The 25,126-nt window shown below is 62.4% G+C and carries 18 protein-coding genes; 10 read left to right on the top strand and 8 right to left on the bottom strand.

Annotation, left to right across the window (positions count from 1 at the left end):
• Nucleotides 1-312: 312 nt before the first annotated feature.
• Genes C7A17_RS17715 through C7A17_RS17695 form a run of 5 tightly spaced genes read right to left on the bottom strand, consistent with a single transcriptional unit; the run spans nucleotide 313 to nucleotide 6,491 of the window.
• Entirely contained in the window at nucleotides 313-2,241 is a 1,929-nt protein-coding gene (locus C7A17_RS17715) for an asparagine synthetase B family protein (RefSeq protein WP_106739253.1), read from the bottom strand.
• Nucleotides 2,238-3,797 carry a cobaltochelatase CobT-related protein gene (locus C7A17_RS17710; RefSeq protein ID WP_106739252.1) on the bottom strand — a complete coding sequence of 520 codons (1,560 nt, stop codon included), beginning with the start codon at nucleotides 3,795-3,797 and terminating at the stop codon, nucleotides 2,238-2,240. Before C7A17_RS17710 ends, C7A17_RS17715 begins: the two co-directional genes overlap by 4 nt.
• The gene (locus tag C7A17_RS17705; RefSeq protein ID WP_106739251.1) at nucleotides 3,794-4,744 is read right to left on the bottom strand and encodes an AAA family ATPase; all 951 of its coding nucleotides are present in this window, start codon (nucleotides 4,742-4,744) and stop codon (nucleotides 3,794-3,796) included. The genes C7A17_RS17710 and C7A17_RS17705 overlap by 4 nt, the downstream gene beginning before the upstream one ends.
• Nucleotides 4,744-5,583: a sulfotransferase domain-containing protein gene (locus tag C7A17_RS17700; protein ID WP_106739250.1), complete on the bottom strand. Its 840-nt coding sequence runs from the start codon at nucleotides 5,581-5,583 to the stop codon at nucleotides 4,744-4,746. The genes C7A17_RS17705 and C7A17_RS17700 overlap by 1 nt, the downstream gene beginning before the upstream one ends.
• Nucleotides 5,580-6,491, bottom strand: a complete 912-nt coding sequence (locus C7A17_RS17695) for a phosphoenolpyruvate carboxykinase (ATP) (RefSeq protein WP_106739249.1) — start codon at nucleotides 6,489-6,491, stop codon at nucleotides 5,580-5,582. The genes C7A17_RS17700 and C7A17_RS17695 overlap by 4 nt, the downstream gene beginning before the upstream one ends.
• 50 nt (nucleotides 6,492-6,541) lie before the next feature.
• Here C7A17_RS17695 and C7A17_RS17690 point away from each other — a divergent pair, with 50 nt between their 5' ends.
• A complete protein-coding gene (locus C7A17_RS17690; RefSeq protein WP_106739248.1) occupies nucleotides 6,542-7,819 on the top strand; it encodes an O-antigen ligase family protein in 1,278 nt (425 codons plus the stop codon).
• Nucleotides 7,820-8,107: 288 nt separating this feature from the next.
• Here the strand turns inward: C7A17_RS17690 and C7A17_RS17685 are convergent, their stop codons facing one another.
• The 3 genes from C7A17_RS17685 to C7A17_RS17675 all read right to left on the bottom strand — a co-directional run bounded on the left by C7A17_RS17685 (nucleotide 8,108) and on the right by C7A17_RS17675 (nucleotide 11,617).
• Nucleotides 8,108-8,797, bottom strand: coding sequence for a TerC family protein (locus C7A17_RS17685; RefSeq protein WP_234035815.1), 690 nt, complete (start codon nucleotides 8,795-8,797; stop codon nucleotides 8,108-8,110).
• A 222-nt stretch (nucleotides 8,798-9,019) separates the two neighbouring features.
• A complete protein-coding gene (locus C7A17_RS17680; RefSeq protein ID WP_106739246.1) occupies nucleotides 9,020-10,324 on the bottom strand; it encodes a CitMHS family transporter in 1,305 nt (434 codons plus the stop codon).
• Nucleotides 10,325-10,519: 195 nt separating this feature from the next.
• Complete coding sequence (locus C7A17_RS17675; protein WP_199796339.1) at nucleotides 10,520-11,617, bottom strand: 4-oxalomesaconate tautomerase; 1,098 nt, start codon at nucleotides 11,615-11,617, stop codon at nucleotides 10,520-10,522.
• A gap of 138 nt (nucleotides 11,618-11,755) precedes the next feature.
• Here C7A17_RS17675 and C7A17_RS17670 point away from each other — a divergent pair, with 138 nt between their 5' ends.
• From C7A17_RS17670 to C7A17_RS17630, 9 genes are all read left to right on the top strand, one after another.
• Nucleotides 11,756-12,649, top strand: coding sequence for a LysR family transcriptional regulator (locus C7A17_RS17670; RefSeq protein ID WP_106739245.1), 894 nt, complete (start codon nucleotides 11,756-11,758; stop codon nucleotides 12,647-12,649).
• A 207-nt stretch (nucleotides 12,650-12,856) separates the two neighbouring features.
• The gene (locus C7A17_RS17665) at nucleotides 12,857-13,606 is read left to right on the top strand and encodes an aspartate/glutamate racemase family protein (RefSeq protein ID WP_106739244.1); all 750 of its coding nucleotides are present in this window, start codon (nucleotides 12,857-12,859) and stop codon (nucleotides 13,604-13,606) included.
• 21 nt (nucleotides 13,607-13,627) lie between these two features.
• Nucleotides 13,628-14,017 (top strand): nuclear transport factor 2 family protein, encoded by a 390-nt coding sequence (locus C7A17_RS17660; RefSeq protein WP_106739243.1) that lies wholly within the window; start codon nucleotides 13,628-13,630, stop codon nucleotides 14,015-14,017.
• A gap of 147 nt (nucleotides 14,018-14,164) precedes the next feature.
• A complete protein-coding gene (locus C7A17_RS17655; RefSeq protein ID WP_158704676.1) occupies nucleotides 14,165-16,282 on the top strand; it encodes an oxidoreductase in 2,118 nt (705 codons plus the stop codon).
• 119 nt (nucleotides 16,283-16,401) lie between these two features.
• Nucleotides 16,402-18,480, top strand: a complete 2,079-nt coding sequence (locus tag C7A17_RS17650; protein ID WP_106739241.1) for an oxidoreductase — start codon at nucleotides 16,402-16,404, stop codon at nucleotides 18,478-18,480.
• A 1,146-nt stretch (nucleotides 18,481-19,626) separates the two neighbouring features.
• The gene (locus C7A17_RS17645) at nucleotides 19,627-20,826 is read left to right on the top strand and encodes a CaiB/BaiF CoA transferase family protein (RefSeq protein ID WP_106739240.1); all 1,200 of its coding nucleotides are present in this window, start codon (nucleotides 19,627-19,629) and stop codon (nucleotides 20,824-20,826) included.
• A 3-nt stretch (nucleotides 20,827-20,829) separates the two neighbouring features.
• Nucleotides 20,830-21,753, top strand: a complete 924-nt coding sequence (locus C7A17_RS17640) for a hydroxymethylglutaryl-CoA lyase (RefSeq protein WP_106739239.1) — start codon at nucleotides 20,830-20,832, stop codon at nucleotides 21,751-21,753.
• Nucleotides 21,746-22,729 (top strand): WD40/YVTN/BNR-like repeat-containing protein, encoded by a 984-nt coding sequence (locus tag C7A17_RS17635; RefSeq protein WP_106739238.1) that lies wholly within the window; start codon nucleotides 21,746-21,748, stop codon nucleotides 22,727-22,729. The genes C7A17_RS17640 and C7A17_RS17635 overlap by 8 nt, the downstream gene beginning before the upstream one ends.
• Complete coding sequence (locus C7A17_RS17630) at nucleotides 22,726-25,125, top strand: efflux RND transporter permease subunit (RefSeq protein ID WP_106739237.1); 2,400 nt, start codon at nucleotides 22,726-22,728, stop codon at nucleotides 25,123-25,125. Before C7A17_RS17635 ends, C7A17_RS17630 begins: the two co-directional genes overlap by 4 nt.
• Nucleotide 25,126: the final 1 nt, after the last annotated feature.

Genomic DNA, 25,126 nt, shown 5'->3' with positions numbered 1-25,126 from the left:
TAAGTGACCTGCTGAGCCGTATTCGTTTATCAACCTGATAGGAGATTTTTGACATGCAGCCCCAAGACCTTGAAAGCATTACCACCGCCGCGCCAAACGAGCAGAATGACGCCCGCGAACGCCAGCCCTACCAGGCGCCATGTCTTGTTCGACTGAATCTAGACGAAACCGAGGCTGGTGGTCCTGGCGCAACTGACGCAGGTCTTTTGTCCTGAGCACACACTAGCGGACTGTTGAAAACGCAGGCGACTGCGCGGATGTAGGAAGCCAAAGCCAAAGCCAAAGTAGTTTTCAACGGTTTGCTAACCACAATCAGCGATTATCCGGCTCGGCATAGCGGATGAAGTTGCCCATCGCGACGCCCCGGAGCAGCTTCAGACGATAGCGCTGAATGGTCGCCATGTTGCCCCAGCCCTCTTCGGGCCAGTTTTCAAGCAACGCCTCCAGAGCCGGCAGGTCGAGCAACTGTGCCGCCCGGCGATGTTGACGCAACAGCAGCAATTGCTCGCGCAAGCGCTCACGATCCGCACTCAGCCCCTCATACCAGTCGGCGAATTGATAACCCTTACCGCGTCCTTCAAGTATCTCCCCTGGCAGTACGCCTGCCATCAGCCGACGCAGCAGCCAGCGCGGCTGCCCGTCGCGGAGAAACTGCGAATCCGGCACACCCAGGCAAAACTCCACTAGCCGCCTGTCACAAGTGGGGTCGCGCATCTCCAGCCCGCGCACGTTCGCCGAGGCAAGCGCCGCGCCGGTGTCAATGCGACCTAACACGGCCAGGCGCATGGCCCTGCCATCGTGCCAGGGTCGGTAACTGAGATCCCAGCCCTTGGCATCGGCGCGCTGCTGCAACCATCCAGCGGTCAACTGCTGCAGGTTTACGGCCGTATATTGATCCAGCTCCCCACCAAACTCCCCGCGCCTGATAGCAATCTGTTGCCACAACCATCCAGGCATCGATGCACCAACCGTACGCAGAACGAGGCCACGCCTGCGCCATTGCGGATGCGTACGCTGATAGGCACACAGCTCACGCCACCATTGCAACCAACGGCCCTTGCGCCAGAGCGAAGCCATATAGGGATAGCCGTTATAGGAAATGGACATATTGCCCATCTGCCCGGTAAGCATCACCTTGCAACCACGCGCTTGTGCATCTCGCTCGATGGCCCGCATCCATAGGGTATTGCAAGGATTGACCGGAGATTGATCCAGTTCGTCGATCTCCTGCGCCAGGGATTCCAGCGGCGACTGACCCGAGGAACGCAGAATCACATGATCGATATTGTCGAAACGCCCTGCCAACTGGGCTGCTACCTTGCTTTCGTCACCATGCCGATCACGCGGCACAGGCCCTGCGAAGCCTTCTCTGGGCGCTGCTGTGTAGGCGGTCAGGCGCTCTCCCCTGTGTGCCAGTTGGCGCGCGGCGTAGGCCGTCACGGTGGAGCTGTCGAATCCAGAGCTGAGGTGGGAAGCCACAGGCCCGTTGCTGCGCAAACAGGCCGACACTGCCCGCTGAAGATGCTCGTGCAGCGCCTCGACATACTCCTCGTCACGCTTGAAGCGCACCTGCGGGCCACTGCCCAGGCGCCGATGGATATGCGTGGAAACCTTATCGCCCTCCACCAGCATGAGCTCGCCTGGATTCACTCGATGGATATCCTTGAATGCACAGCCCGCCCTGGGCAACAGTGCTAGCTGTTCAAGTACGCTCTGCTCATCGACATTGCGCGGGACACCAGGTACGCAGAACAGCGCCTTGGGCCAGGAAGCAAAGGCCAGGAATCCGGACTGCCGGTGCCAGAACAATGGCTGCCCGCCCATGACATCACGCGCAAGCCACAGACGCCTGCGCTGCGGTTGCCAGCAGGCCAGGGCGTAACTACCCTCGACGCGCTCGAGAGCAAGGGTGTCCCAGCGCTGGCAAGCCTGGGCCATCAACTCGGAGTCGGCCATCTGACTGGCCAGACGCTCGTCCAGCGCCAACTGAGCGATCAACTCGTCACGATTGTCTAGGCGCCCAGCGAACACCACCTGACAATCAGCGGAAACGACGGGCTGGCGGTCATACAGATCCTCCGGCGTCGTGCGCAGCAAGGTACGCACCAGGCCGGCTCCAGAACCCTGCCAGGTGTCCTGGGCATCACGCCCGTATGGCGCAAGTATGCTGCTCATGCGCTGCAATACATTGCGCTCCAGCGCTTGACCGTCAAAACGAACGATGCCGGCAATGGCGCTCATGCAAACCTCTCCCCATGCGTGTCATCGAGTAGTCGCGGCAACTGCTCGAACAATACGCTAAAGATCGTCTCGGGGCCTTGCAGCCTCAGACTGTGGCGATAGTAATGCGCAATGCCCTGGCCCATGCCAATGGCCGCCAGATGGATCGGCCCACGCTCGATCATGGCGATGCTCTGGTGCAGGTGCCTGCGCAGGTAGTCAGGGCCATTGGCGATGGTCGTCGCTTCGTCATGTGGAGCGCCATCGCAGAACACCAGCAGAATCTTGCGCCGCTGCGGCTGTTTGAGCAGGCGCCTGGCAGCCCAGAGCAACGCCTCACCATCGATGTTTTCCCCCGCGAGCGGTGCCTGACGCATCAATAACCCACGGCCGGCACGCCAGGGTTGCCGCACGCTCTTGTAGACGAGGTAACGCGTTGCATTGAGCCGTCCGGGAGACGCGGGCTGGCCCGCGGCCTGCCAGGCCTCGAATACCGGGTTTTCCTGGCTGGCATAGCGTGTACCGTAACCCAGCACCTCGCACGAGACTCCGGCCGCTTCGAGTGCGCGCACCGCCAGATCGACCGCCAACAAGGTCATCTGCTGCGGCAGACCACGCATCGAACCGGACAGATCGAGTAACAGGGAAATGCTGGCATCGGTAAGCGGCGCCTGTTGCGGCTGGCGAAATATGGCAGTGTTGGCGCTGGTCACCACCGATGTCAGGCGGCGAGCATCGAGCATGCCTTGTGGCTGATCGAAGCTCCAGCGATGCCGCTGCAGGCTTTGCAGACGCTTGCGTAGCTGCTGGGCCAGGCGTCTGGCCTGTGCCTGAACCTCGTCGCTCAGGCAGGCATGCGGCTGTTGCGCCAGTGCCTTCAACTCTCGTATGCCCAGCACCTCGTCCCAAGTCTGGGAAAATATCCGATACGGCCCATCCTGCTTCGCGGCAGAACGCTCAACCGCACGTGAAAGGCGATCCTCCCGCCCCATGGCTGTTACACCTGCAGCCATGGACAACGAAAGTGATTGCTGTGTGGATGCAAAAGACCGGACATAGGCCTCTACCAGAGGCTTGATCACCCGAGCAAAACCCTGGGCATCGGCCAACTGCAAGCGCGCCTCCAACAGCAACAACGACAGGTATGCACTCAGTTGCTGCAACTGGCGCTGACGGCCACGCTCTAACAGACGCCCCAACCAGTGGCCAGCCGTCTGATCGGGAACCTGCCATTGTTCATCGCGCAGCTCACCACCGGCCAGAGCAATACGAGCGCAGTGGTACAGATGTGCGGCAGGCGAAAAGGCGGTGGGTAATGGCAGCAAACATGCCAGGTTGTGGGCCATGCCGGGCAGATGTCGGCTCGCCAGCGTTTCCACCCGAGCCTGTTCGATCACCCTGTACCAGGGCTGTTCAAGTACGGAGAACAGCGCGTCGGTCTGCGCGTCATGCCAGCGCTGCCAGGCAGCGTCAGCATCACTATGGGCTCGATCAGAATGAGCGACGGATGCCCCAGGCGTACCGGCATAGATGGCCGGCCAGGCCTGCAGTGCCCCGGGCTCAGAATCGCCGCTCATCGTCCGACGTCAAGCAGTTCACGCGCGAAGCAGCGCTGATAAAGCTCGGCGACCAGGGGCCGTTCGGCAACGTCACAGCGGTTGAGAAACGACAGACAGAACGCATGCGCCATGTCTTCGAGCAGCACCAGGTTCTCGCCCCAGGCCAACAGCGTGCGCAATGACAGCAACGAAGACAGCTCGCCCTGCTCATGCGCCTGACGGCAGAGCCAGGCCAGTTCGAGCATGCCCCGAACCTGCTCCTGCGTCAGTGTCGGCAGCCGCGCCTGGATGATCCTGGCTTCCTGCTCCTTGCTTGGATACCCCAACTCCAGCATGACGTTCCAGCGGTCGAGCTGTGCCTGGTTGAGCACCTGCGTACCGGCATAGAGCCCGGCGCTATCACCGCTGCCGGCCGTGTTGCCGGTGGCGAACAGACGAAATGCCGGATGTGGTGTGATGACCTGATTCTGATCCAGCAGCGTAAGCCGCCCATCGGCCTCCAACAGGCGCTGGATGACGAACATCACCTCGGGACGACCGGCATCGTACTCATCGAGCACCAGTGCCATGGGGCGCTGCAAGGCCCAGACCAGCAGGCCTGGTACGAACTCGGTGACCTGCTTCCCATCGCGCACGACCAGCATGTCACGACCTATCAGGTCGGCCCGGCTGACATGGCCGTCGAGGTTGATGCGCAGGCAGGGCCAGTTCAGCCGGGCAGCGACCTGCTCGATGTGCGTCGACTTGCCACTGCCATGCGGCCCATACAAATAGACGCGGCGAGAATGGGCAAAGCCCAGAAGAATGGCGCGACAGACATGCGGATCGAACTGGAAGGCAGGATCGGCCATCGGCACATGATCACTGGCCTGGGCGAAGGCAGGCACCGCCCAAGGCAGTTGGCAACCGAAGGTCGCCTGGGGGTCACATAGCGTATCGGGAGACTCGCTATCGGCCTTACTCATCAAAAAGCTCCACTGTCCAAATAACCGAAACGCTCCATCATCGGCGCATGAGCTTGCAGGATGCGCTGGATCTGCTGAGGGCTCAGCATGGAACGCCCATAGCCGCTCTTGCCTTTGTTGAAGAAGGGACGATCGGAATACCGCTCTTGAAAGCCTCCACGCTGCTCCTGCTCGGCCAGCACCTCGAAGTCACTGAAACACAGAGCCTTGGCGACCGTTTGCGGATCATGGGGCAAGCTCAGGAAACGGGCCGCAGCCGTGAATGCCCGAAGGGGCTTATCGAGCATGTCCTCATAACGCATGACATGGACGGGCACATCCGTTTGCTCGAGCCAACTGCGCGCATGCCCTGACCAGCACGACAACCACTGGCGGGTCTGAGGGCGGTAACACTTTGGGTTGCGGTTGAGGACAGACTCGCTATCGAGCGCGATGGCCACAGCCCGTTCGAGGTCATAGCCAAAATGGTTGGCCATCGAGGGCACGACATCCAGCGGGTTGCGCACCAGGTATACAGCGCCCACCGTGCCATAGCGACCAATCAACGGCGAACCATCGGCGCAATAGTCATAGGCATCATGGATCTTGACGTAGCGAGGTAGCCTCTCGCCCCACTGGTAAACGGCAGGCCGCAATTGCTGCAACTCGTCATCGCTGAGATCCGCACTGGAAAGGCCCAACACGTCATCCAGCCAATGTCGATCAGCAGCATGATCGCCGATCAGATGGTTGATCTCTACGGGCTTATCGGCATCGCTCAACAGATTGCTGATGAAGGTACGCAGCCAGGTATTCCCGCTCTTGGGATAAGACGCCAGCCAGTAGATCCCCTCACTCATGCAACGACGCCCATGTCAGCGAGAATCCTGTCGACCAGGCTATCGACATCGAAGGCTGAAGAGCTGCGCATGAGCTGCTTGACCTTCACCTTGCCGGCTACCGCAGCGCAGAGCGAAAAGCGCTGAGCCTGCAGCCCCATCGCATCGATGAAACGCGGTCGATAATTGTGCTCACAGAGTTTCTCGAAGCGCTGGACACCCTGTAACGTCTGGATGGTGGGGCTTGCCAGGTTGTGCTTATCGAGGATGTACAAAGCGCCCAGAGCAATCGGCTCCAGCGCCGGCGAACGCTCCAGCGGCAAGCTGAACTTCTCCAGCATGGGCCTTATCCGCTGCAGACCTGCCGCCTCGATCCCCAGATGCGCGATGCTGTCGGCCCACAACTTTGCTCGGGCAATGCCCGGCAGCACCCATCCATCAGCCGTAACGGGCACCACATCGTCAGCCAGTATTTCGTACCCGCGCAGGGAAAACGCCGTTGCCAAGGTGGACTTGCCGGCCCCTGAATGGCCGAGGCATATCAAACAACGGTCACCGATGCGCACTGCATTGCCATGCAACACGAGCAATCCCCGCTGCATCAGCAATGCGCCGATGGCCGATCCCAGGAGAAATACACGGATGCTGTCCTCGTCCACTCCCGCAACCGGATCAAAAAGGATCTGCCGCCCCTCTCGCACCAGAAAGGTGACGACGCCGGGCACCTGTAACCACAAGCAGGTTCTGGAAGCCCAGAGAAAAGGCGCCATCTGCTGCAACGCCCCATAACGCTCGGGAGCATCCAGCGTCATTTGGCGAATCTCGACATCGACGCAATCCACTGCATCGGGAGACATGGACGATAGCTCGGGCAATGACAAATCCGTGCCGATGGACAAGCCATAGGCTTTATGCAGAATGCGCGACATAAATAGCGGCTGATGCCTTATCCAGAAAAGTCCAGGGGACGGGTCGAACCATGGAATTGTTCCATAGCGCACGGAGGCTGACCAGCCGAGTGTTTTCCAGCGACACCAGGCACAGGGTACTTGCCCCAGGCTGGCTGGCAGTGCTCAGCCTGGGGCTTTTCATACAGATAGCGGGAATACTGCTGATCGCCGACGGCAGCAGCTACTCCACCCAGGTTCATCTGTTTTTACTACTGCCCAGCCTGGTATTGCTGTTCATTCGCCCGAACTTCCAGCTATGGAAGCAGCCAGCGGTTCTTGCCCTGGCAGGCCTACTGGCTTGCCTGATACTGAATGCCCTATGGCGAGCGGAGGTCAGCGACAAAAGCTCAGGCTATTGGCTGAAGATCGCCCTGTTCGTGATGCTCTACATTCACGCAGTCGGGCGTCTGACATCGCACCCACGAACGCTGATTACAGTGCTTACGTTAAGCGCGACGGTAGCGGCGGTGTTCGCCTGGATGACCGTCATACATCAGTTCGGCATCAAGGCGATACCACTGGACTATGCCACGATTCGCGAAGACGCCCGCCTCTATACTCTGGATTGGTATGGCCTGGGCGATCTCAAGTATCCGGTAATTGCCGGCCTTTTCTATGGTTTCTTCGTAATTATCCTGAGCCAGCGCCTGGTCGCAGCCCCTCCCCGTGCCTGGCGATCAGCCCTGATACTGCTCGGCATCGCAGGCCTGTGCATCTATGTCCTGTTGACATTTTCCCGGGGAGCCTGGATTTCCACGCTGGTGGCAGGTCTGTGCCTGTTGTTGCTATTTCCCGGACGCATTTCCAGAACGCTATTGATCAGTGGCGCCTTTCTGCTCCTGGGCATGCTGGCCATGTTCTGGCCAGAAGTGCGTAACGAATGGCTGGTCAGGGGCGCCAGCAGGCGTGACCTGATCTGGTTGAGCTGGCTGGCACGTCTGCCGGACTTCTGGTTATGGGGTGCGGGACCGGGAGCACCATTCGAATTCACCTATCCCTGGGGCGGCTCGGTCAAACATGCTCACAGCCTCTACCTCCAGCTCTGGTATCAGCTTGGGCTGCCCGGCATCACCCTGTTCATCCTTTTTCTAGGATGCCTACTAGAAAAAGGCTGGCGCCTGCGCCAGCAGCCTTTGGCCCGCCTAGGGCTGGCTCTGCTGATTCTAGCCATGATGGCGATGCTGACGGACGTTCACTCGATATTCCTGCGTCCGAACCACTACTGGGTAATCTTCTGGCTGCCGGTAGGTATCCTCATAGGGCTGCGCCCACCGCTAACCACTGATCCGCAACAAGGGAACTCATGACAAGGTGGAACTCATCACCCCGAGCGTCTTCGTCGGCGCCTGCTACAAGGCAAGACTCGCAAAACAGAGCACCTTCACCCTGGATAGCGCTTTCGATACCGAACCATCACATGGGAGAGCCCATCAATAGCTGAGCCCCAAGCCAGATATGGGAAAGCTACCATTTGGTCAGGGCGGAAACGGGCAAAATAAAGAAACTCAAATTGCTCCGTTTCCACCAAATGAGCGCTACGAAAAGGCACTTGGCGATTACCGCAAGTGCTTTTTTGCATCTGAACGGGCCGTTGACTACGCAGTCTCTTGCGCAGCCCCGCGCTGACGCATGAAGACGCCCACCGCGATCACCAGTGCAGCGCCCAGTGCGCCGGCCAGGTATTTCAGGCCGACGACCGCCGGCATCCACTCGGCCACGGCTACGTCACCCACGGCCATGCCGCCGGCGATCCAGCCCAGTAACGCGCCGCCGAGCAGCACCACCTGGGGGAAGCGATCCATCAGTTTCAGTACCAGCTGGCTGCCCCAGACGATGATCGGGATGCTGATCAACACGCCGAGGCTGACCAGCAGCAGGTTGCCACCGGCAGCACCAGCCACGGCCAGGACATTGTCCAGACTCATCACCGCGTCGGCCACGATGATGGTCTTGATCGCTGCGATCAACCCACTGCCAGGCTTGATCTCATGGTTTTCTTCCGGCTCGGGCAGCAGCAGCTTGATACCGATCCACAGCAGCAGGACAGCGCCGAAGAGTTTCAGGTACGGCAGCGCCAGCAGTTGCATGGCGAAGAACAACAGACCGATGCGTAGCGCGATCGCCCCGATCACGCCGCCCATGATCGCCTTGCGCCGCTGAGCTTCGGGCAAGTGCCGACAGGCCAGGGCGATGACCACGGCGTTGTCGCCGCCCAGCAGAATATCGATGGCGATGATCTGCATCAGCGCCATCCAGAACACGGGATCGATGAACCAATCCATCAACAAAAGTCTCCAGCTGTAGAAAAAAAGACCGGGAACCTGTGGGTTCCCGGCGCCGCAGCTCGACCAGGCAGGCGGATGGCCGTGCCCTGCGAGTCGGATAGTCGTGGCCAGTAAACCCTGCACCTTGTGAGTACAGGGTGTCGCGCCCGCTCAAGGCAAACGCTGCTCGGGGCCGATGGGCCCACATCATGTCGGGCCACACCAACGTGTGGCCTGACGGGATCAGGCAAACAGGCTGATGGCACCGGACAGCAGCGCCAGCGCGGTGATCACCAGCGACGTGAGCACGGCCCACTTCCAGGTGAAGCGCTGGAAGTCGCCGATGTCGCGGTCGACCATGCCCACCAGCAGCAGGGTCGAGGCCACCAGCGGGCTCATCAGGTGTACCGGTTGTCCGAGTACCGAGGCGCGCGCGATCTCCACCGGGTCGATGCCGTAGGCAGACGCCGCCTGTGCCAGAATCGGCACCATGCCGAAGTAATACGCGTCGTTGGACAGCACGAAGGTCAGCGGCATGCTGGTCAGCGCCACCACCAGCGGGAAGAAGCTGCCCCAGCTCGGCGGGATCATTTCCACCAGGGAGTTGGCCAGTGCATCGACCATCTTGGTGCCGGAGAAGATGCCGGCGAACACACCGGCGGCGAACACCAGCAACACGACGGTCATGGCGTTGCCGGCGTGAGCGAGGATGCGTTCCTTCTGCTCGTCCAGGCGCGGGTAGTTGATCATCAGGGCGATGACGAAGCCGATCATGAACAGCACCGCGGCGTTCATCAGGCCAGCCACCAGAGCGACCATCACTGCCACCACCAGCAGCAGGTTGATCAGGATCAGACGCGGGCGTTTGTGCGGGCCATCGACGAGGATCGACTTGATGTAGCAATCATCGCCACCGGTCTGCAGTTGCACGTTACCGACACGCTTGAGCTCGCGACGGCCGAGAATCCAGGCGGTGAACACCACCCACAGGGCGCCACCGATCATGGTCGGCAACATGGGAATGAAGTAGTGGGTGGCATCCAGCCCGAGAACTGCGATGGCGCGCGTGGCCGGGCCACCCCAGGGGCTCATGCCGCTCATGATGCTGAGCGAGAGCATGGAGATGCAGGCCAGAATCAACGGGTTCATGCCGATACGCTTGTACAGCGGCAACATGGCGGCCACGGTGATCATGTAGGTGGTGGTGCCATCGCCATCGAGCGCCACCATCAGCGATAGCAGCGCGGTGCCGATGGCGATCTTCGTCGGGTTGCCGTTGACGGCATGCAGGATGGTGCGGATCAGCGGATCGAACAGACCCGAGTCGATCATGATGCCGAAGAACAGGATGGCGAACAGCAGCAGGGCAGCCGAGGGCGCGACGGTCTTGAGGCCGTCGAGCATCATCTTGCCAAGGTCGGGGGCGAATCCACCGATGACGGCGAAGACGATGGGTACCAGGGTCAGTGCCACGACGGGAGACAGACGTTTGGTCATGATCAGGTAGGTGAACACGACCACCATGGATAAACCGAGCAGTGAGAGCATTGCATTGAACTCTTGTAATTATCGGATCAGATGAAAGCTGGATTGCTGGCAATGACGCGCCTGCCGGGTATCAGGGCAGGCCGCGGCCGGTCATCTGAATCACGGAAAAACCTGGCAATGCGAAAGGAACGATGAACATGTCGGATACCCGTCTTGTGTTTATTGTCGGGCTGATGGAAGAAGGCTGGGCCTTCATCAATTCAAGGCATCAGCCACACGGTAGAACAAACGACCGTCCATGATCTTGCGTGCCGTGCGAATCAGCGACACGCGGGCGATATCACGGGGGTTGCCGTCACGCAAACCAACGCAGATATCGAGGTGCCCGGAGGGATGCTCGATGCGAATGGCCTCGAGCACCTGCCCCTCCAGCAGCCGGCCAGCGTCCCGCGCAACGCGGTTGGCGACGCTCCCCGGCAGGTTCAGTGCCGCACCGAGCGCGATGGCGCCAGTGACGGCCAGCGCCTTGTGGCAGCGCTGCGGTACGAAGTAACGCGCACAGAGGGTGGCATCGCCCTCCGCCGCCGCGCTGATCAGGATCGGCTTGGGGAGCACGGACTGGCTGACGTCGCCCATGCCCATGCGCAACCCGGCTTCGCGACGAATGCCTTCGAGCCTGCGCAGCATCTCGGGGTTGGCGTCGAGCGTGGCAGGGTCGGCGTGGCCATCGACGCCCAGGTCGCTGGCGCGCAGGATCACCACCGGCGTGGCAGCATCCACGCAGCTGACTTCGATGCCATCGATTCGCTCACAAACATTGCCGGTTGGCAGCAGCTTGCCAGTCTTGGCGCCGGCAACATCGAGAAAGCTCAGCTGGATACCAGCGGCACGGCCCGGCACACCACTGATGGCGGTATTGCCTTCGTAGGCGACGCGACCGTTGGGGGTTGGCACCAGGCATTCGATGATGCGTTGGGTGTTGAGATTGAAGACACGAACGCGGGTCTGCTCATAGGTGGGAGACACCAGGCCGGTCTCGATCGAGAACGGGCCAACTGCGGACAGCATGTTGCCGCAATTGGGGGTGTAGTCCACCGAACGCTCGGTCACATCGACCTGTGCGAACAGGTAATCGACATCAGCATCACTACGGCTGGAAGGCCCTACCATCGCCACCTTGCTGGTCAGCGAGTTGCCACCACCAATGCCATCGACCTGCAACGGATGTCCGGCGCCCATGAGGTCGAGCAGGATTTCACTGCGGGCTTCAAGGGACTCGGGCAGATCGGTCAGGCGGATGAAGGGGCCACGCGAGGTGCCGCCGCGCATGATGATGCAAGGGATGCTATTCATTATCTCTGATCCAACGACCACCGGAGCGGCGGTGGATACAGCTTGTCAGCGGCCCTTTTATGCATCAAATGCAAACATCAAGGAAGAGTGATAATTTATAAGCATTAATGCGTAATATATTGAAAGGTTTACCTGTTAATGCATCGAATAGAGTTCCTTGATCTGGCCGCCTTCGTGCGGGTTGCCGAGTCGCACTCCTTTCTGGAAGCGGCTCAATCTCTGCATCTGTCGCAGCCGGCGCTCTCGCGGCGACTGCAGAAGCTTGAGGAAACCCTGGGCGCCAAGCTGCTCGAACGGACGACACGCCGCAGCTGGCTCACGGATGTCGGCAAGGATTACCTACCCCGTGCACGGCGCATGCTGGAAGACTATGAGTCGTCCATCCAGGGCGTGCGCGAACTCAAGACCCACCAGAAGGGCACCGTCACCATCGCCTGCATTCCGACGGCAGCCTTCTACTTCCTGCCCAGCGTGATCCGTGTGTTCAACGAGGCCTATCCGGGCATCCGCATCCGCATTCTCGACGTCAGCGCCAATGAGGGCCTGGAGCGCGTGATCAGTGGCGATGCCGATTTCGGCATCAACATGATCAGCGCCCAGCATCCGGAGATCAGCTTCACCCCCCTGCTACGCGACCCCTTCGTGCTGGCCATGCGCAGCGACCATCCACTGGCCGCCCTACCGGTGGTGGAATGGCAGGATTTGCAGAGCGTGCGCCTGATCACCGTCAGCCGCGACAGCGGCAACCGCATGCTGCTCGACAGCGCGCTGTCCGGCCATGGCATACGCCTGAACGGCTTCTACGAGGTACAGCACCTGTCGACCTCGCTGGGCCTGGTGGAATGCGGCCTAGGCGTGGCCATCCTGCCGCGTCTGGCGATGCCGGCCAGCGAGCATGACGCGATCTGCTGCCGCGAGCTGCCACCGCCACAGATCGAACGCACCATAGGCCTGGTTCGGCGCGATGGTGCCCCGCTGTCGAGCACCGCGGAGCTGTTCATCGAGATGTTGCTCAAGCGCTGGAGGGAGTGACGTCACCCTGTGACACGCACACTATTTCAACTTGATTCGTTTCATTTCAAGTTGAATGAGCGGTAACGGCGGCGCCGTTCTGCTTTGCTGAAAACCCTATAACAATCAATGCATTGTGCTTTCGTTTGATTGTGGCACCGGTCTTGCTCAAGAGAGGAAAACAACAAAAGCCGTGTTCATGACGGCTACATCCTCCGGGAGATCTGCATGACCCACCGCATCAAGGTAATCATCCCCATTCCCATGGATCAGGCAGGCGCCGACAACCGCGCCTCGCAGCTGCCGGCCAGCATGATCCTGCCCGGTTTCCATCCGGAATTCGTCCCGGTCGCCAAGGGTGCCTCGCTCGGTGACAGTGCGTATGACGTGCTGCTCATGGACTTCTCCGTGGTGCAGGCTGGCCTGCGCGCCCAGGAGGAAGGCTACAGCGCGGTGTGCATCGACACCGTCAGCGACTCCGGCCTCGCCGCCCTGCGCTCGCGACTGGACATCCCAGTGATCGCACCGGGCATGGCGGCCTTCCACACCGCCTGCATGCTGGGCAAGAAGTTCAGCATCATCACCATGTGGGACGAATGGTTCCCGCTGTACGAGAAGACCCTCACCGAATACCACCTGTGGCCGCGCGTGGCCTCGCTGCGCTCGATCAAGACCCGCCCCGACCTCAAGGAGCTGCTCGAAGGCAAGGAAGAGGTGGTGTTCGCCAAGCTCGAAGCCGAAGCGCGCCGGGCGATGGAAGAAGATGGCGCCGATGTGATCGTGCTCGGTTCCACCACCATGCACCAGTCCCATGCCTACCTGGCCGAGCGCCTGCCGATTCCGGTGATCAACCCCGGTCTGGTGTCCTACAAGCTGTGCGAGCTGCTGCTGGGCCTTGGCCTCACGCAGAGCCGCAAGGCCTACCCCGCCCCGCAGATTCTCAACGACGCCGCCTATCACGGCTTCGCTGGTCAATGACATCAACAAGGAGAACAAGCAATGAGTCATCTTTCCCGTGAGCAACTGATCGACCTGGCTACGCAGAAATACTTCGCCAACGTGGACAGCAAGAACATCGCCGGCGTGCTGGACTGCTTCCATGAGGATGTGGCCTTCACCATCCAGACCGACAACCTCACGCACGACGGCCACAGTGGCGTGCGCAAGATGTTCGACAACCTGTTCGGCAACTTCGAAGAAATCTGGCACGGCGATTTCGAGCTGGCAGTCGACGTCGACACCCAGACCATCTGCTCGCGCTTCAACGTGTACCTCAAGGACGCGCAAGGCAACGAGACCCGCCTGCGCAACTGCAACTTCTGGTACGTCGAAGACGGCAAGTTCCGCCGCGTGTTCGTCTTCATGAGCGGCGAGAACGTGCTGCGCTGATCCGCGCCAGCCAGCGCCCGGAGGCATGACCGTGTTGCCCTCCGGGCGCCCTGCCCGCCTGCCGGTCTGAAGGCCGCGCAGGCAGCGGCAACGGCCCGTTCCACGACGACGGGCCACTCACCAGAACAAGAACAAAGGATGAGGAAAATGACCCAGCCCAAGACGCCGGGGGAGCTTCGCTATCCCTCGATTTTCTCGCCGCTGAAGATCGGCAACATCACCGTACGCAACCGCTTGATGCAAACCGCCCACGCCAAGGGCTTCGCCTCGGCCGAGGGGCTGACCAACGACCGTGACATCCACTACCAGGCCGAGCGTGCCAAGGGCGGCATCGGCCTGATCGTCACCGGCGCACGCCACACCCACCCGGCCTCCACCGGCCCCAACCGCTCGCTGGCCCGTGGCAACCGCCAGGAAATGATCGAGCGCGATGCCGAGATGGTGAACGCCGTGCATGCCTTCGGCGCACGCATCATCGCCCAGCTGATCCACTTCGGGCCGCAGGGCCGCAGCGGCGCGCTGGACGACTACCGCGTGCAGTGGGGACCGTCGACCATGAAGTCGCCGGCCTACAACGAGTGGGCCAAGGAGATGACCAAGGCAGAAATGGACGAGGTGTCCGAGCACTTCGCCCTCAGCGCCCTGAACGCCAAGGCGGCAGGCTTCGACGGCGTCGAGCTGCACTATTCACACGGTTATCTGCACCAGCAGTTCCTCTCCTTCGTCTACAACAAGCGCACCGACGAGTACGGCGGCAGCCTCGATAACATCGTGCGCTTTCCCATCGAGACCATGCAGCGCGTACGTGACGCGGTCGGCCCCGACTTCGTGGTGGGCATCCGCGTCTCGCTGGACGAATGCACCGTCGACGGCATGCACGCCGACACGGCGATCCAGATGACCCGCAAGCTGGTCGAGACCGGCCTGATCGACTACGTCAGCGCCACCGCCGGCACCTATGCCGCCCATGCCGACCAGATTCCGCCGGGCGACTACCCGGAGAACTGGCTGGTGGACGACGGTGCCCGCCTGCGCGCTGCGCTGCGCGAAATCAGCGAGATTCCACTGTTTATCGTCGGCCATATCGTCGACCCGGAGAAAGCCGAAGCCCTGGTGGCCAACGGCGCCACCGACATGGTAGCGATGACCCGCACGCAGATCGCAGACCCCGAGTTCTGCAACAAGCTGCGCGAAGGCCGTGAGGACGAAATCAACCACTGCATCCGCTGCAACCAGGCGTGCATCGCCCGGCTGATGGCCGGCAACGCGATTTCCTGCGTGGTCAACCCGGCCGCCGGGCGCGAGCAGCGTTTCGGCCTGCACACCCTCAAGCCTGCCGAGACACCCGGTCACTGGCTGGTGGTCGGTGGTGGCCCGGCGGGCATGAAGGCGGCGCTGACCCTGCGCCAGCGTGGCCATCGCGTCACCCTGGTGGAAAAGGACGACCGCCTCGGCGGCCTGCTCAACCTGGCCGCCCGCATGCCGCGCCGGCACAAGTTCGCCTTCATCCCGCGCGACCTGGAGCGGCAACTGCGCAAGGCCGGCGTGGAGATCCGCCTGAACTGCGCGATGAGCGCCGACGAAGTGGTGGCGTTCGGCGCCGACGGCGTGCTTCTGGCCACCGGCTCGACGCCACTGAAGACCGCCTTCACCTCCACCCGCCCCGCCGTGGATCGCGTACCGGGCACCGAGCAGGACAACGTGCTCAGTGTGGTGGAAGTGCTCGAAGACCCGGCACGGGTTGGCAAACGCGTGGTGCTGTTCGACGAAGACGGCGGCCGCTACGCCCTTGGCACCGCCGAGTACCTGCTCGACCGTGGCCACCAGGTGCACCTGGTCAGCCGCTTCATCGCCCTGGCGCCCAACCTGGCCCTGACCCTGGATCTGCCGGTGAACTACCAGCACGTGTTCCGCAAAGGCCTGCAGTACACCCTCAACAGTTGGGTGCGCCGCATCGATGGCCAGCGCGCGCAGTTGCTCAACCTGTTCACCGATCAGGACAGCGCCTGCCTGGAGGCGGACACCTTCGTCATCGCCGCCGGACATAGCCCGCACGATGCCCTGTATCGACCCCTGCAAGGCAGGGTGAAGAACCTGCACTGCATTGGCGATGCCCGCTTGCCCAGACCACTGCAGGACACCCTCTACGAAGGCATGCTGGCCGGCCGCGAGTTGCTCGACGACCCGAACCGGTTCATCGAGCAAGGCGAGCTGGAAGGCTTTGGTGCCGACTGGCGCACGGCCATGGGTGCCCCAGTGGGCTGATCGCTTGATCGGCTAGCGGTGCGCACAGCGCACCCTACGCAAAGCCGCGCACAGCTCCTCGGCTGTGCGCGACATGACGCCATTTCCGGCCGGCACTGCCGGCCGCGAAGGAGAACAGCATGACCGTCGAACGTTATCCGCACCTGTTCCAACCCCTGCGCCTGCGCGGCATTACCCTGCGCAACCGCATCATGCAGTCGGCCCATGCCATGGCCTTCAACTCCCCCGAGGGGCTGACCAACAACCGCGATATCTACTACCACGCCGCGCGCGCCAAGGGCGGCATCGGCCTGATGGTCACCGGCAACCGCCTGATCCATCCGACCTCCAACACCTTCTGCCGCGGCTATCCCTATGGCTACCGCGAAGAAATGATCGAGCGCGACACGGCGCTGACAGAGGCGGTGCACGGCTTCGGCGCGCACATCTTCGCCCAGCTCAACCACTTCGGCGTGATGGGTGAAACCCACGCCATGGATGACTACCGCGTGCTCTGGTCGTCGTCCAACATCAAGTCACCGGTGTTCGGCGAGATGGCCAAGGCCATGGAGCGCTCGGACATGGATGAGGTCGTCGAGGGCTGGGTGCGCTCGGCCGAGTACGCGCGCCTGGCCGGCTTCGACGGTGTCGAGATCCACCTGGCGCACAGCTACCTGCTACACCAGTTCATCTCGCCGCTGTTCAACAAGCGTAACGATGAATACGGCGGCAGCTACGAGAACCGCATGCGCCTACCGCTCGAAGTGATCGCGGCGGTGCGGGAAAAGGTCGGCCCGGATCTGGTGATCGGCATCCGCCTGTCGATGGACGAAATGGTGCCGGGCGGCATGCAGATCGACGACTGGATAAAGGTCGCGCAGACGGTCGAAGCCACCGGCCATATCGACTACATCATGGCCACCGCCGGGGTATACCAGTCGGCCACCTACATCATGCCGCCCTACGACGTGCCCAATGGCTGGCTGGTCGATCCGGTGGCGCGCCTCAAGCGCGCGGTGAAGCTACCGGTGTTCTGCGTCTCCGGTATCGGCAGTGCCGGCGAAGCCGAGGCGATCCTGGCCCGCGGCGACGCCGACATGGTGGCCATGACCCGCGCACAGATCGCCGACCCCGAGTTCGCGCGCAAGACTGCCGAGGGCCGCGAGGACGAGATCTACCACTGCCTGCGCTGCAACCAGGGCTGCGTTTCGCGCCTGTTCCACGGCACTTCGATGACCTGCCAGGTCAACCCAGCCACCGGCCGCGAGGAAGTCTTCGGGCCACAGACGCTGGAGCTGGCGCCAGCGGCCAGACACTGGGTGGTGGTCGGCGGTGGTCCAGCCGGGATGAAGGCGGCCGAGGGCCTGGCCAAGCGCGGACACCGCGTCACCCTGCTGGAAAAGGCCGGCGAACTCGGTGGCCAGGTCAACCATATCGTGCGCCTGCCGCGTCGCGATTCCTTCGCCTGGATCACCGAAGACCTCAAGGTGCAGATGGCCAAGGCCGGTGTGCAGGTGAAGCTGAACTGCGAAGCCAGCGTCGACTCGATCCGCGCACTGCAACCGGATGGCGTGATCGTCGCCACCGGCTCGCTGCCGGATCGCAGCGGTTACTCCGACATCAACCCGCTGGTCGAGCAGGTGCCGGGGCTGGATGCCGAGCATGTGTTCACCGCGCTCGACGTGCTGGCACAGCCGCAGCGGGTCGGCAAGCGCGTGCTGGTGCTGGACGAGGAAGGCAACCGCTACTCCGCCGGCATCACCGAGCTGCTGGTGGAAAACGGCCACGAGGTGCACGTGGTCACACGCTGGAACGCGCTGTTCCATCGTCTGGGCACCACCCTGGATCAGCCGGTGGTGTACGCCAACCTGTTCAGCCGTGGCCTGACTTACACCCTCAATGCCTGGGTCAGCCGGGTACGCGGTACGGCGGTCGATCTGTTCAACCTCTACAGCGGTGAGGAGCAGACCCTGGAAGGCTTCGACAGCATCGTCCTGGCGGTGCGGCACCTGCCGGTGGACGGCCTGTACCACGCCCTCAAGGCCGATCTGCCGAACGTGCACCGGGTCGGCGACGCGGTGGTGCCGCGCAAGACCGACCACGCCATCTTCGAGGGTTTTCTCGCCGGCCGGGAAATCTTCGACAATTGGAAACGCTACATCGAACCGGGGGCGCTGGAAGGATTCGACGGCCCCATCGAAGCACATCGATTCACCTGAGACTGCTCCTGAGCGTGAAGTTTGCCGGCACCTTGAGTGCCGGTTTTTTTTGGAGGTCTGCGTATTTGAATGACACCGGACTGGCAAATAAGTACGTGGCACTCTCCATTGTGTGAGTAACCTGCACTACAGGCTTCACCTCTTAGGATGTTCTGAAAAAGTCATTTGCCGTCACTCCCGCGAAGGAGGGAGCCCAGGGAGTCCGCAGGTTCTGGATTCCCGCCTGTGCAGGACAGCGCTTGCGCTGAACGCACTTCAGTGTGGCCCGTACAGGGCGAGTGCAACGAGTAACGACGGCGTTTTTCAGCGCTTTCCTAACGCCTTGCCATCACCCGGTGCGCACGGCGCACCCTACGCCAGCCCACCTCGTCACTCCCGCGAAGGCGCGAGCCCAGGAGTTCTCAGGTTCTGGATGATTCCTCTTCGGGCGAGCGCAGCGAGTAATGACAACTTTTTCAGGGTTTCCCTTACGGGCTCTAAACCTGTCTCGCTGTGCTCTTGTGGCCAACCCTTAATCTCCGTGTTTTTGCTCTTGCATCGCGATCTCGCAGACGACGCCCAAGTCCCCTTCAGGAGGCCGAGTGGAATCACCGTGGAAGGGGTTGAGCGGCATGGATGCCGCGAGAGCCACGGAGGGCCAGGGATGGCCCATCGTGGCGTGCCCCTGGAACGGTGATGGAACGAGGGAACCCCGGCGCAGCCGGGGCCGGATGATGGGGTGCGCTTTCTTTTGCTTACTTTTCTTTGCGCACTTCAAAGAAAAGTGAGTCGCCCGAGGGGGCGAAACAAGGACTTCCGGCAAACACTGCAGCGGCGTCCAAAACACCCGACAAGACAACACACAAACTTGCCAGTCCGGTATCAGCCCCCTCAACCATCCGAACGACCACCCTCCCAGCGAATCGTCTGTCCACTCCCCCGCCGACCTCCCTTATCGACGCCCTTCCCCGTTCGCTCACCACCATCCATGCAGAATGAAATCGCTATTTCACCTTGCAATGCGATTGCTCCAAGCGCTTCGCTGATTCACTCAAAAAATTAAAAAAATCCCTTTAAAAACAAACAACTAAAAGTCATCCAAAGACTTGGCAAGGGCCTTGCTATCCCTCTTGTGCGGGCAATTCCAACAAGTACAAGAGAACGATCATGAGCAAACCGCTAGAGGGGATTCGCATCCTCGATCTGACCCACATGCTGTCCGGCCCTTATGCCGGAATGATCCTTGCCGATCTCGGGGCGGAAACAATCAAGGTCGAGCCGCTGGCTGGCGAAGGCACACGTGCCCTGTTGGCCAAGGATCCTCGGCATTCGTTCAAGGGCATGGGCGCCTACTTCCTCACGCTCAACCGCAACAAGCAGAGCGTGTGCATCGATCTGAAGAGTGAGCAGGGCCTGGCCGTGTTCCACGACCTGGTGCGTGAAGCCGACGTGGTGCTGGACAACTTCAGCGCCGGCGTGCCGCAGAAGCTCAAGATCGACTACGAGCACCTCAAACTGATCAACCCCCTGATCATCACCTGCTCGGTGTCCGGCTTCGGCCAGGACGGCCCCAACTACCAGCGCCCGGCGTTCGACCAGGTGGTGCAGGGTATCGGTGGCGGCATGTCGATCACCGGCGACAACGCCGACCATCCGACCCGCGCCGGCATCCCCATCGGCGATCTGGGCGGCGGCATGTTCGCCGTGATGGGCGTACTGGCCGCACTGCAGGCACGCCACAGCAAGGGCCATGGGCAGCACGTCGACATCAGCATGCTCGACTGTCAGATCAGCATGCTCAACTACATGGCCACCATGTATTTCCTCAGCGGCGAGAACCCCGAACCGCTGGGCAACGGCCACTTCGTTCACGTGCCGTACAACACCTACCGCACCGCCGACGGTTTCATCATCGTCGCGGTGATCTTCGACAGCTTCTGGGACAACCTGGTCGGCCTGCTCGACGTCGATGCCCTCAAGGATCCCAAATACAAGACCCAACCGGCGCGCCTGGCCGACAAGCAGCTGATCGACGGCATCCTCAACGAGCTGTTCGCCACCCGCGACACCGCCCACTGGGTCGAGCAGCTGTCCTCGGTGCGCGTGCCCTGCGCGCCGGTCAACCGCTTCAGCGATGCGCTGGCCGACCCGCAGGTGCGCCATCGCAAGATGGTGGTGGAAATCCCCCACCCGCAAGGCGGCACGGTGGAAGCACCGGGCAACCCGATCAAGCTGTCGGCCGACGACGAAGACAGCTACAGCGCACCGCCCCTGCTGGGCGAACACACCGACGCCGTGCTCGAACGCGTGCTGGGTTACGACGCCGAGCGCATCGCTGCGCTGAAGAACCAACGGATCGTGGGGTGAGGCATGAGCGATTTCGTCACCGTTAATGAAGTCGGCCCGCGCGACGGGCTGCAAAGCCAGGGCAAGACCCTGAGCCTCGACGAGCGCCTGTTGATGATCGACGCGCTGCTCGATAGCGGCATTCGCAGCATCGAGGTCGGCAGTTTCGTATCGCCCAAGGCGGTGCCGCAGATGGCCGGCACCGGCGAGCTGTTCGGCCGCCTGCCGATGACCGATGCGGTCGCCTACTCAGCGCTGGTACCCAACCTGCGCGGCTACGAACTGGCCCGCGAAGCCGGCGTGCGCTCGGTCGCCGTGGTGCTGTCGGCCACGGAAACCATGAACCAGCGCAACATCAACATGAGCCTGGAGCAGACCACCGCGGTCTGTGCCGAGCTGATGCAGCGCGCTCGTGAGGACGGCATCCAGGCCCGTGCCTACGTCGCCGTGGCCTTCGAATGCCCGTTCGAAGGACTGACTCCGCCCTCGGTGGTGGAGCACCTGACCCAGCGCATGTTCGAAGCGGGTGCGGACAAGGTGATCATCGCCGACACCATTGGCGCGGCCAATCCGCGTGCCGTGCGCGAGGTGCTGGAGCGACTGACCCCGTACGACGCCGCCCGCCAGTTGTCCTGCCATTTCCACGACACCCGGGGCATGGCCCTGGCCAACGTACTGGCCGCGCTGGAGTGCGGCGTGCGCGAGTTCGACAGTTCCATTGGCGGCCTCGGCGGCTGCCCTTTCTCACCGGGCGCCACCGGCAACCTGGCCACCGAAGACCTGGTGCTGATGCTCGACGCCATGGGCCTGCGCAGCGGCATCGACCCGCTGGCGCTGGTGACCAGCGTGCAACGCGTGCAAGCCCTGACCGGCACGCCGCTGGGCGGCCATTCGTTCCGCTGGCTCGACCGCCAGGCCGGCAAGCAGCAGGGAGGCCACCATGTTTAAGTGCCTGCTTGGCTGGCTCGCGCGGCTGGCCCCCTGGATGGTGATCGGCAGCCTGGCCTATGCCGCGGTGTTCATCAAACCCTCGGTCAACCCGGTGCCGCTGGATCAGCCGCTGCTGGAACGCCGCGATGCCTTCTTCGATGGCGCCGCACTCGGCGAGCACCTGTGGATCGTCGGGCAGAACGGCGCCCTGCTGTCGAGCCTGGACGCCGGGGCGACCTGGACACGGGAAGAGCTGCCGGCGCGCAGCAACCTGCAGTCGATCGCCGTCTCCGATCAGGGCCGCCAGGTAGTGGTCGGTAACCAGGGACACCTGTGGACGCGCCAGGGGCAAGAGCCTTGGCAAAGCCAGGAACTGGTGGTCTCCGACCTGGCCGGCAAGCTGCTCAGCGTCAGTTTCATCGACGGCCATTTCTGGGCAGTCGGCGAAATGGGCGCGCTGTTTCGCGGCGACGCCGATGCCACGCACTGGGAGCCGATGGGCAACGGTGACGACGTCACCTTCAACAGCATCCGCGCCGGTGTCGACGGCGACCTGTGGATCACCGCCGAATTCGGTCGCCTGCTGCGCAGCCGCGATGGCGGCCTGACCTGGACGACCCAGGAACTGGGCAGCGAGAGCCTGCGCGCGCTGGTCTTCGACGGTCGCACCGGCGTTGCCGTGGGCAACCAGGGCCAGGCCTTCATCAGTCGCGACGGTGGCGACAGCTGGCAGGCGGTGAACGCCTTCACCCCTGAGCACCTGTTCGACGTCACCGTGCATGACGGCGAGTGGCTGACCACCGGCGACCGCGGCGCGCTGTTCCGCTCGCGCACCCCGGCCGGCGAATGGCAGGCCTGGACGCCTGACGGTCTGGACAAGAGCTATCACAGCCGACTGCTCGACACCGCCGACGGCGTGGTGCTGATCGGCCATCAACTCGGTTTGCTGCGCCAGGACGACCTGCAGCTCTGGCCTCGGGAGCACCAACAATGAATGCCGCCATGAATTTCGCCGCGCGCCTGTCGCTGTGGTCGATCCGCCATCGCCTGCTGGTGTGCATGGTGGTCGGGTTGATCACCCTGGGTTTTGCCGCCAGCCTGGTCAACCTGGACATCCGCACCCGCTTCAGCGACATGGTTCCCCACGACCACCCCTACGTGAAGGTGCACCAGAAGTACCAGGACAGCTTCGCCGCCAGCAACCGCGTGACCATCCTGGTCAAGGCCAAGGAGGGCGACATCTTCCGCGAGGACGTGCTCGGTGAAGTGCGCCGGATCACCTACGACCTGCAGCAGGTCGAGGGCGTCAATCCGATGCAGATCACCTCGCTTGCCTCGAAGAAGCTCAAGCGCGTCAATGCTTCCAGCGAAGGCATCGAGACCCGTCCACTGATGTGGCCGGATCTGCCCAAGGACGCGCAGCAGATGCGCGAATTGCGCCAGGCAGTACTGAACAACCCGCTGGTCTATGGCCTGTACGTCGACCGTGACCTGAGTTCGGCGCTGATCCAGGTCGACTTCTACGACCATCTGGTGGACTACGCGAAGATCTTCCCGCAGATCGAGGCCATCCTCGACGCCTCGCCAGTCAAGGATCAGGTCAGCCTGCACCTGGTGGGCGAGCCGATCCTCTATGGCTGGGTGGCGCACTACCTCGGCGAGACCGTGGGCATCGCCCTGCTGTCGCTGGCGGCCATGCTGATCCTGCTGTTCGTGTTCAGCCGCACCTGGCGCGGCACCCTGCTGCCGCTGATCGCCGGTACGGTCTCGGCCATCTGGGCACTGGGCGTGGGCAGCCTGCTGGGCTACAACTTCGACCCGCTGGTGATCGTGGTGGCCTTCATCATCACGGCGCGCGCCTTCTCCCACTCGGTGCAGCTGATCACCCGCTTCGACGACCTGGCCGTGGGCGAGTCCATCGAACCGCGCAAGGCCGCCGAGCAGACCATGCGCGAGCTGTTCCGCCCGAGCATGCTGGGGCTGTACGCCGATGCTGGGGCGATCCTCTGCGTCATCCTCACGCCCATTCCGCTGATGCACAAAGTGGCGATCATCGGCGCCATCTGGGTGATGACCATCGCCGTTTCGGCGGTGCTGCTGACCCCGGCGCTGCTGTCCTACATCAAGCGCCCGGAAGGCTACGTGCACCCGGTCAACCTCGACGGGTTCATGCAGTTCGTCCTCAATGGTGCGAAGTGGATGGTGCGCAGCCGCGCACGCTACTGGGTCGCCCCGGTGACCCTGGTGCTGCTCGGCGGCTTCATGTTCGAAGCCACGCGGATCAACGTCGGCGACGCCAGTGACGGTTCGCCGATCCTCTGGCAGGACTCCGCCTTCAACCGCGACAGCGCCCTGATCAACCGCCTCTACCCCGGTTCCGAGCAGATGTTCGTAGTGCTCGAAGGCAAGGAACTGGACGCCATGAAAACGCCCGAGGTGCTCGACTGGATGCTGCGCTTCTCGCGCTACATGGAGCGCCAGCCGGAGATCGGCGGTTCGGTGTCGCTGGCCGATATCGTCATCGACATTCGCCGCAACCTCTACGAAGGCAACCCGCGCTATGGCGAGCTGGGCCTGAGCCGCATGGAGAATGGCGAGCTGATCAGCTTCTACATGCAGGGCGCCGACCCGGACGACCTGACCCAGTTCGCCGACGTGCAGTTCCGTAACGCAGCCGTGACCCTGTTCTTCCGCGATCACAAGGGCGACACCCTGCGCAAGGCGACCCACTACGCCAACGAGTTCATCCGCGACAACCCGCTGGAAGGGGCCGAGGTGAAGCTGGTCGGTGGCGTGCTGGGGATCATCGCGGCGGTCAACGAGATCCTCCTCGGCGACCAGATCGAGGCCACCGCGCTGGCCTTCCTGGTGGTGGTGCTGTGCTGCCTGGTGGTCTACCGCTCTTCGGTCAGCGGCATCTTCTTCATCATCCCGGTGCTGATCTCCAACGTGGTGACCTTCGCCTTCATGGCCTGGCAAGGCATCGGCATGAGCATCAGCACGCTGCCGGTGGTGGCCCTGGGCATCGGCCTGGGCGTGGATTACGCCTTCTACATCGTCGATTCGATGAAGGAATACCTGGAAAAACACCCGGATGCCGACCCGCTCGACGCGGTGCTGCAGTCCCTCGGCTCGGCGGGCCGTGGGGTGCTGCTGACGGCCTTCACCCTGGCTGCCGGGGTGCTGTTCTGGTCGTTCTCCTCCCTTCGATTCCAGGCGGAGATGGGCATGCTGATCGGCCTGTGGCTGATGGTTTCGGCACTGACCTCGCTCTTCGTCATGCCTTCGCTTGCGCTGGTGTTCAAACCGAAATTCATCTTTGAGCACGGCCAGACGAAAGATGCCCCGATCTGCGGGCGTATCCACCAACCTGAACACATCAGGAACTGAA

It is taken from the genome of Pseudomonas mendocina (genome assembly GCF_003008615.1).
GTDB lineage: Bacteria > Pseudomonadota > Gammaproteobacteria > Pseudomonadales > Pseudomonadaceae > Aquipseudomonas > Aquipseudomonas mendocina_C.
The sequence above is the reverse complement of the archived record's forward strand: the minus strand, read 5'-3'. Positions and strand labels throughout refer to the sequence as shown.

Bases quoted from the DNA above. Each gene is read 5' to 3' on its own strand.
- C7A17_RS17715 (WP_106739253.1), bottom strand. From the start codon at position 2,241: ATGAGCGCCATTGCCGGCATCGTTCGTTTTGACGGTCAAGCGCTGGAG.
- C7A17_RS17710 (WP_106739252.1), bottom strand. From the start codon at position 3,797: ATGAGCGGCGATTCTGAGCCCGGGGCACTGCAGGCCTGGCCGGCCATC.
- C7A17_RS17705 (WP_106739251.1), bottom strand. From the start codon at position 4,744: ATGAGTAAGGCCGATAGCGAGTCTCCCGATACGCTATGTGACCCCCAG.
- C7A17_RS17700 (WP_106739250.1), bottom strand. From the start codon at position 5,583: ATGAGTGAGGGGATCTACTGGCTGGCGTCTTATCCCAAGAGCGGGAAT.
- C7A17_RS17695 (WP_106739249.1), bottom strand. From the start codon at position 6,491: ATGTCGCGCATTCTGCATAAAGCCTATGGCTTGTCCATCGGCACGGAT.
- C7A17_RS17690 (WP_106739248.1), top strand. From the start codon at position 6,542: ATGGAATTGTTCCATAGCGCACGGAGGCTGACCAGCCGAGTGTTTTCC.
- C7A17_RS17680 (WP_106739246.1), bottom strand. From the start codon at position 10,324: ATGCTCTCACTGCTCGGTTTATCCATGGTGGTCGTGTTCACCTACCTG.
- C7A17_RS17675 (WP_199796339.1), bottom strand. From the start codon at position 11,617: ATGAATAGCATCCCTTGCATCATCATGCGCGGCGGCACCTCGCGTGGC.
- C7A17_RS17670 (WP_106739245.1), top strand. From the start codon at position 11,756: ATGCATCGAATAGAGTTCCTTGATCTGGCCGCCTTCGTGCGGGTTGCC.
- C7A17_RS17665 (WP_106739244.1), top strand. From the start codon at position 12,857: ATGACCCACCGCATCAAGGTAATCATCCCCATTCCCATGGATCAGGCA.
- C7A17_RS17660 (WP_106739243.1), top strand. From the start codon at position 13,628: ATGAGTCATCTTTCCCGTGAGCAACTGATCGACCTGGCTACGCAGAAA.
- C7A17_RS17655 (WP_158704676.1), top strand. From the start codon at position 14,165: ATGACCCAGCCCAAGACGCCGGGGGAGCTTCGCTATCCCTCGATTTTC.
- C7A17_RS17650 (WP_106739241.1), top strand. From the start codon at position 16,402: ATGACCGTCGAACGTTATCCGCACCTGTTCCAACCCCTGCGCCTGCGC.
- C7A17_RS17645 (WP_106739240.1), top strand. From the start codon at position 19,627: ATGAGCAAACCGCTAGAGGGGATTCGCATCCTCGATCTGACCCACATG.
- C7A17_RS17640 (WP_106739239.1), top strand. From the start codon at position 20,830: ATGAGCGATTTCGTCACCGTTAATGAAGTCGGCCCGCGCGACGGGCTG.
- C7A17_RS17635 (WP_106739238.1), top strand. From the start codon at position 21,746: ATGTTTAAGTGCCTGCTTGGCTGGCTCGCGCGGCTGGCCCCCTGGATG.
- C7A17_RS17630 (WP_106739237.1), top strand. From the start codon at position 22,726: ATGAATGCCGCCATGAATTTCGCCGCGCGCCTGTCGCTGTGGTCGATC.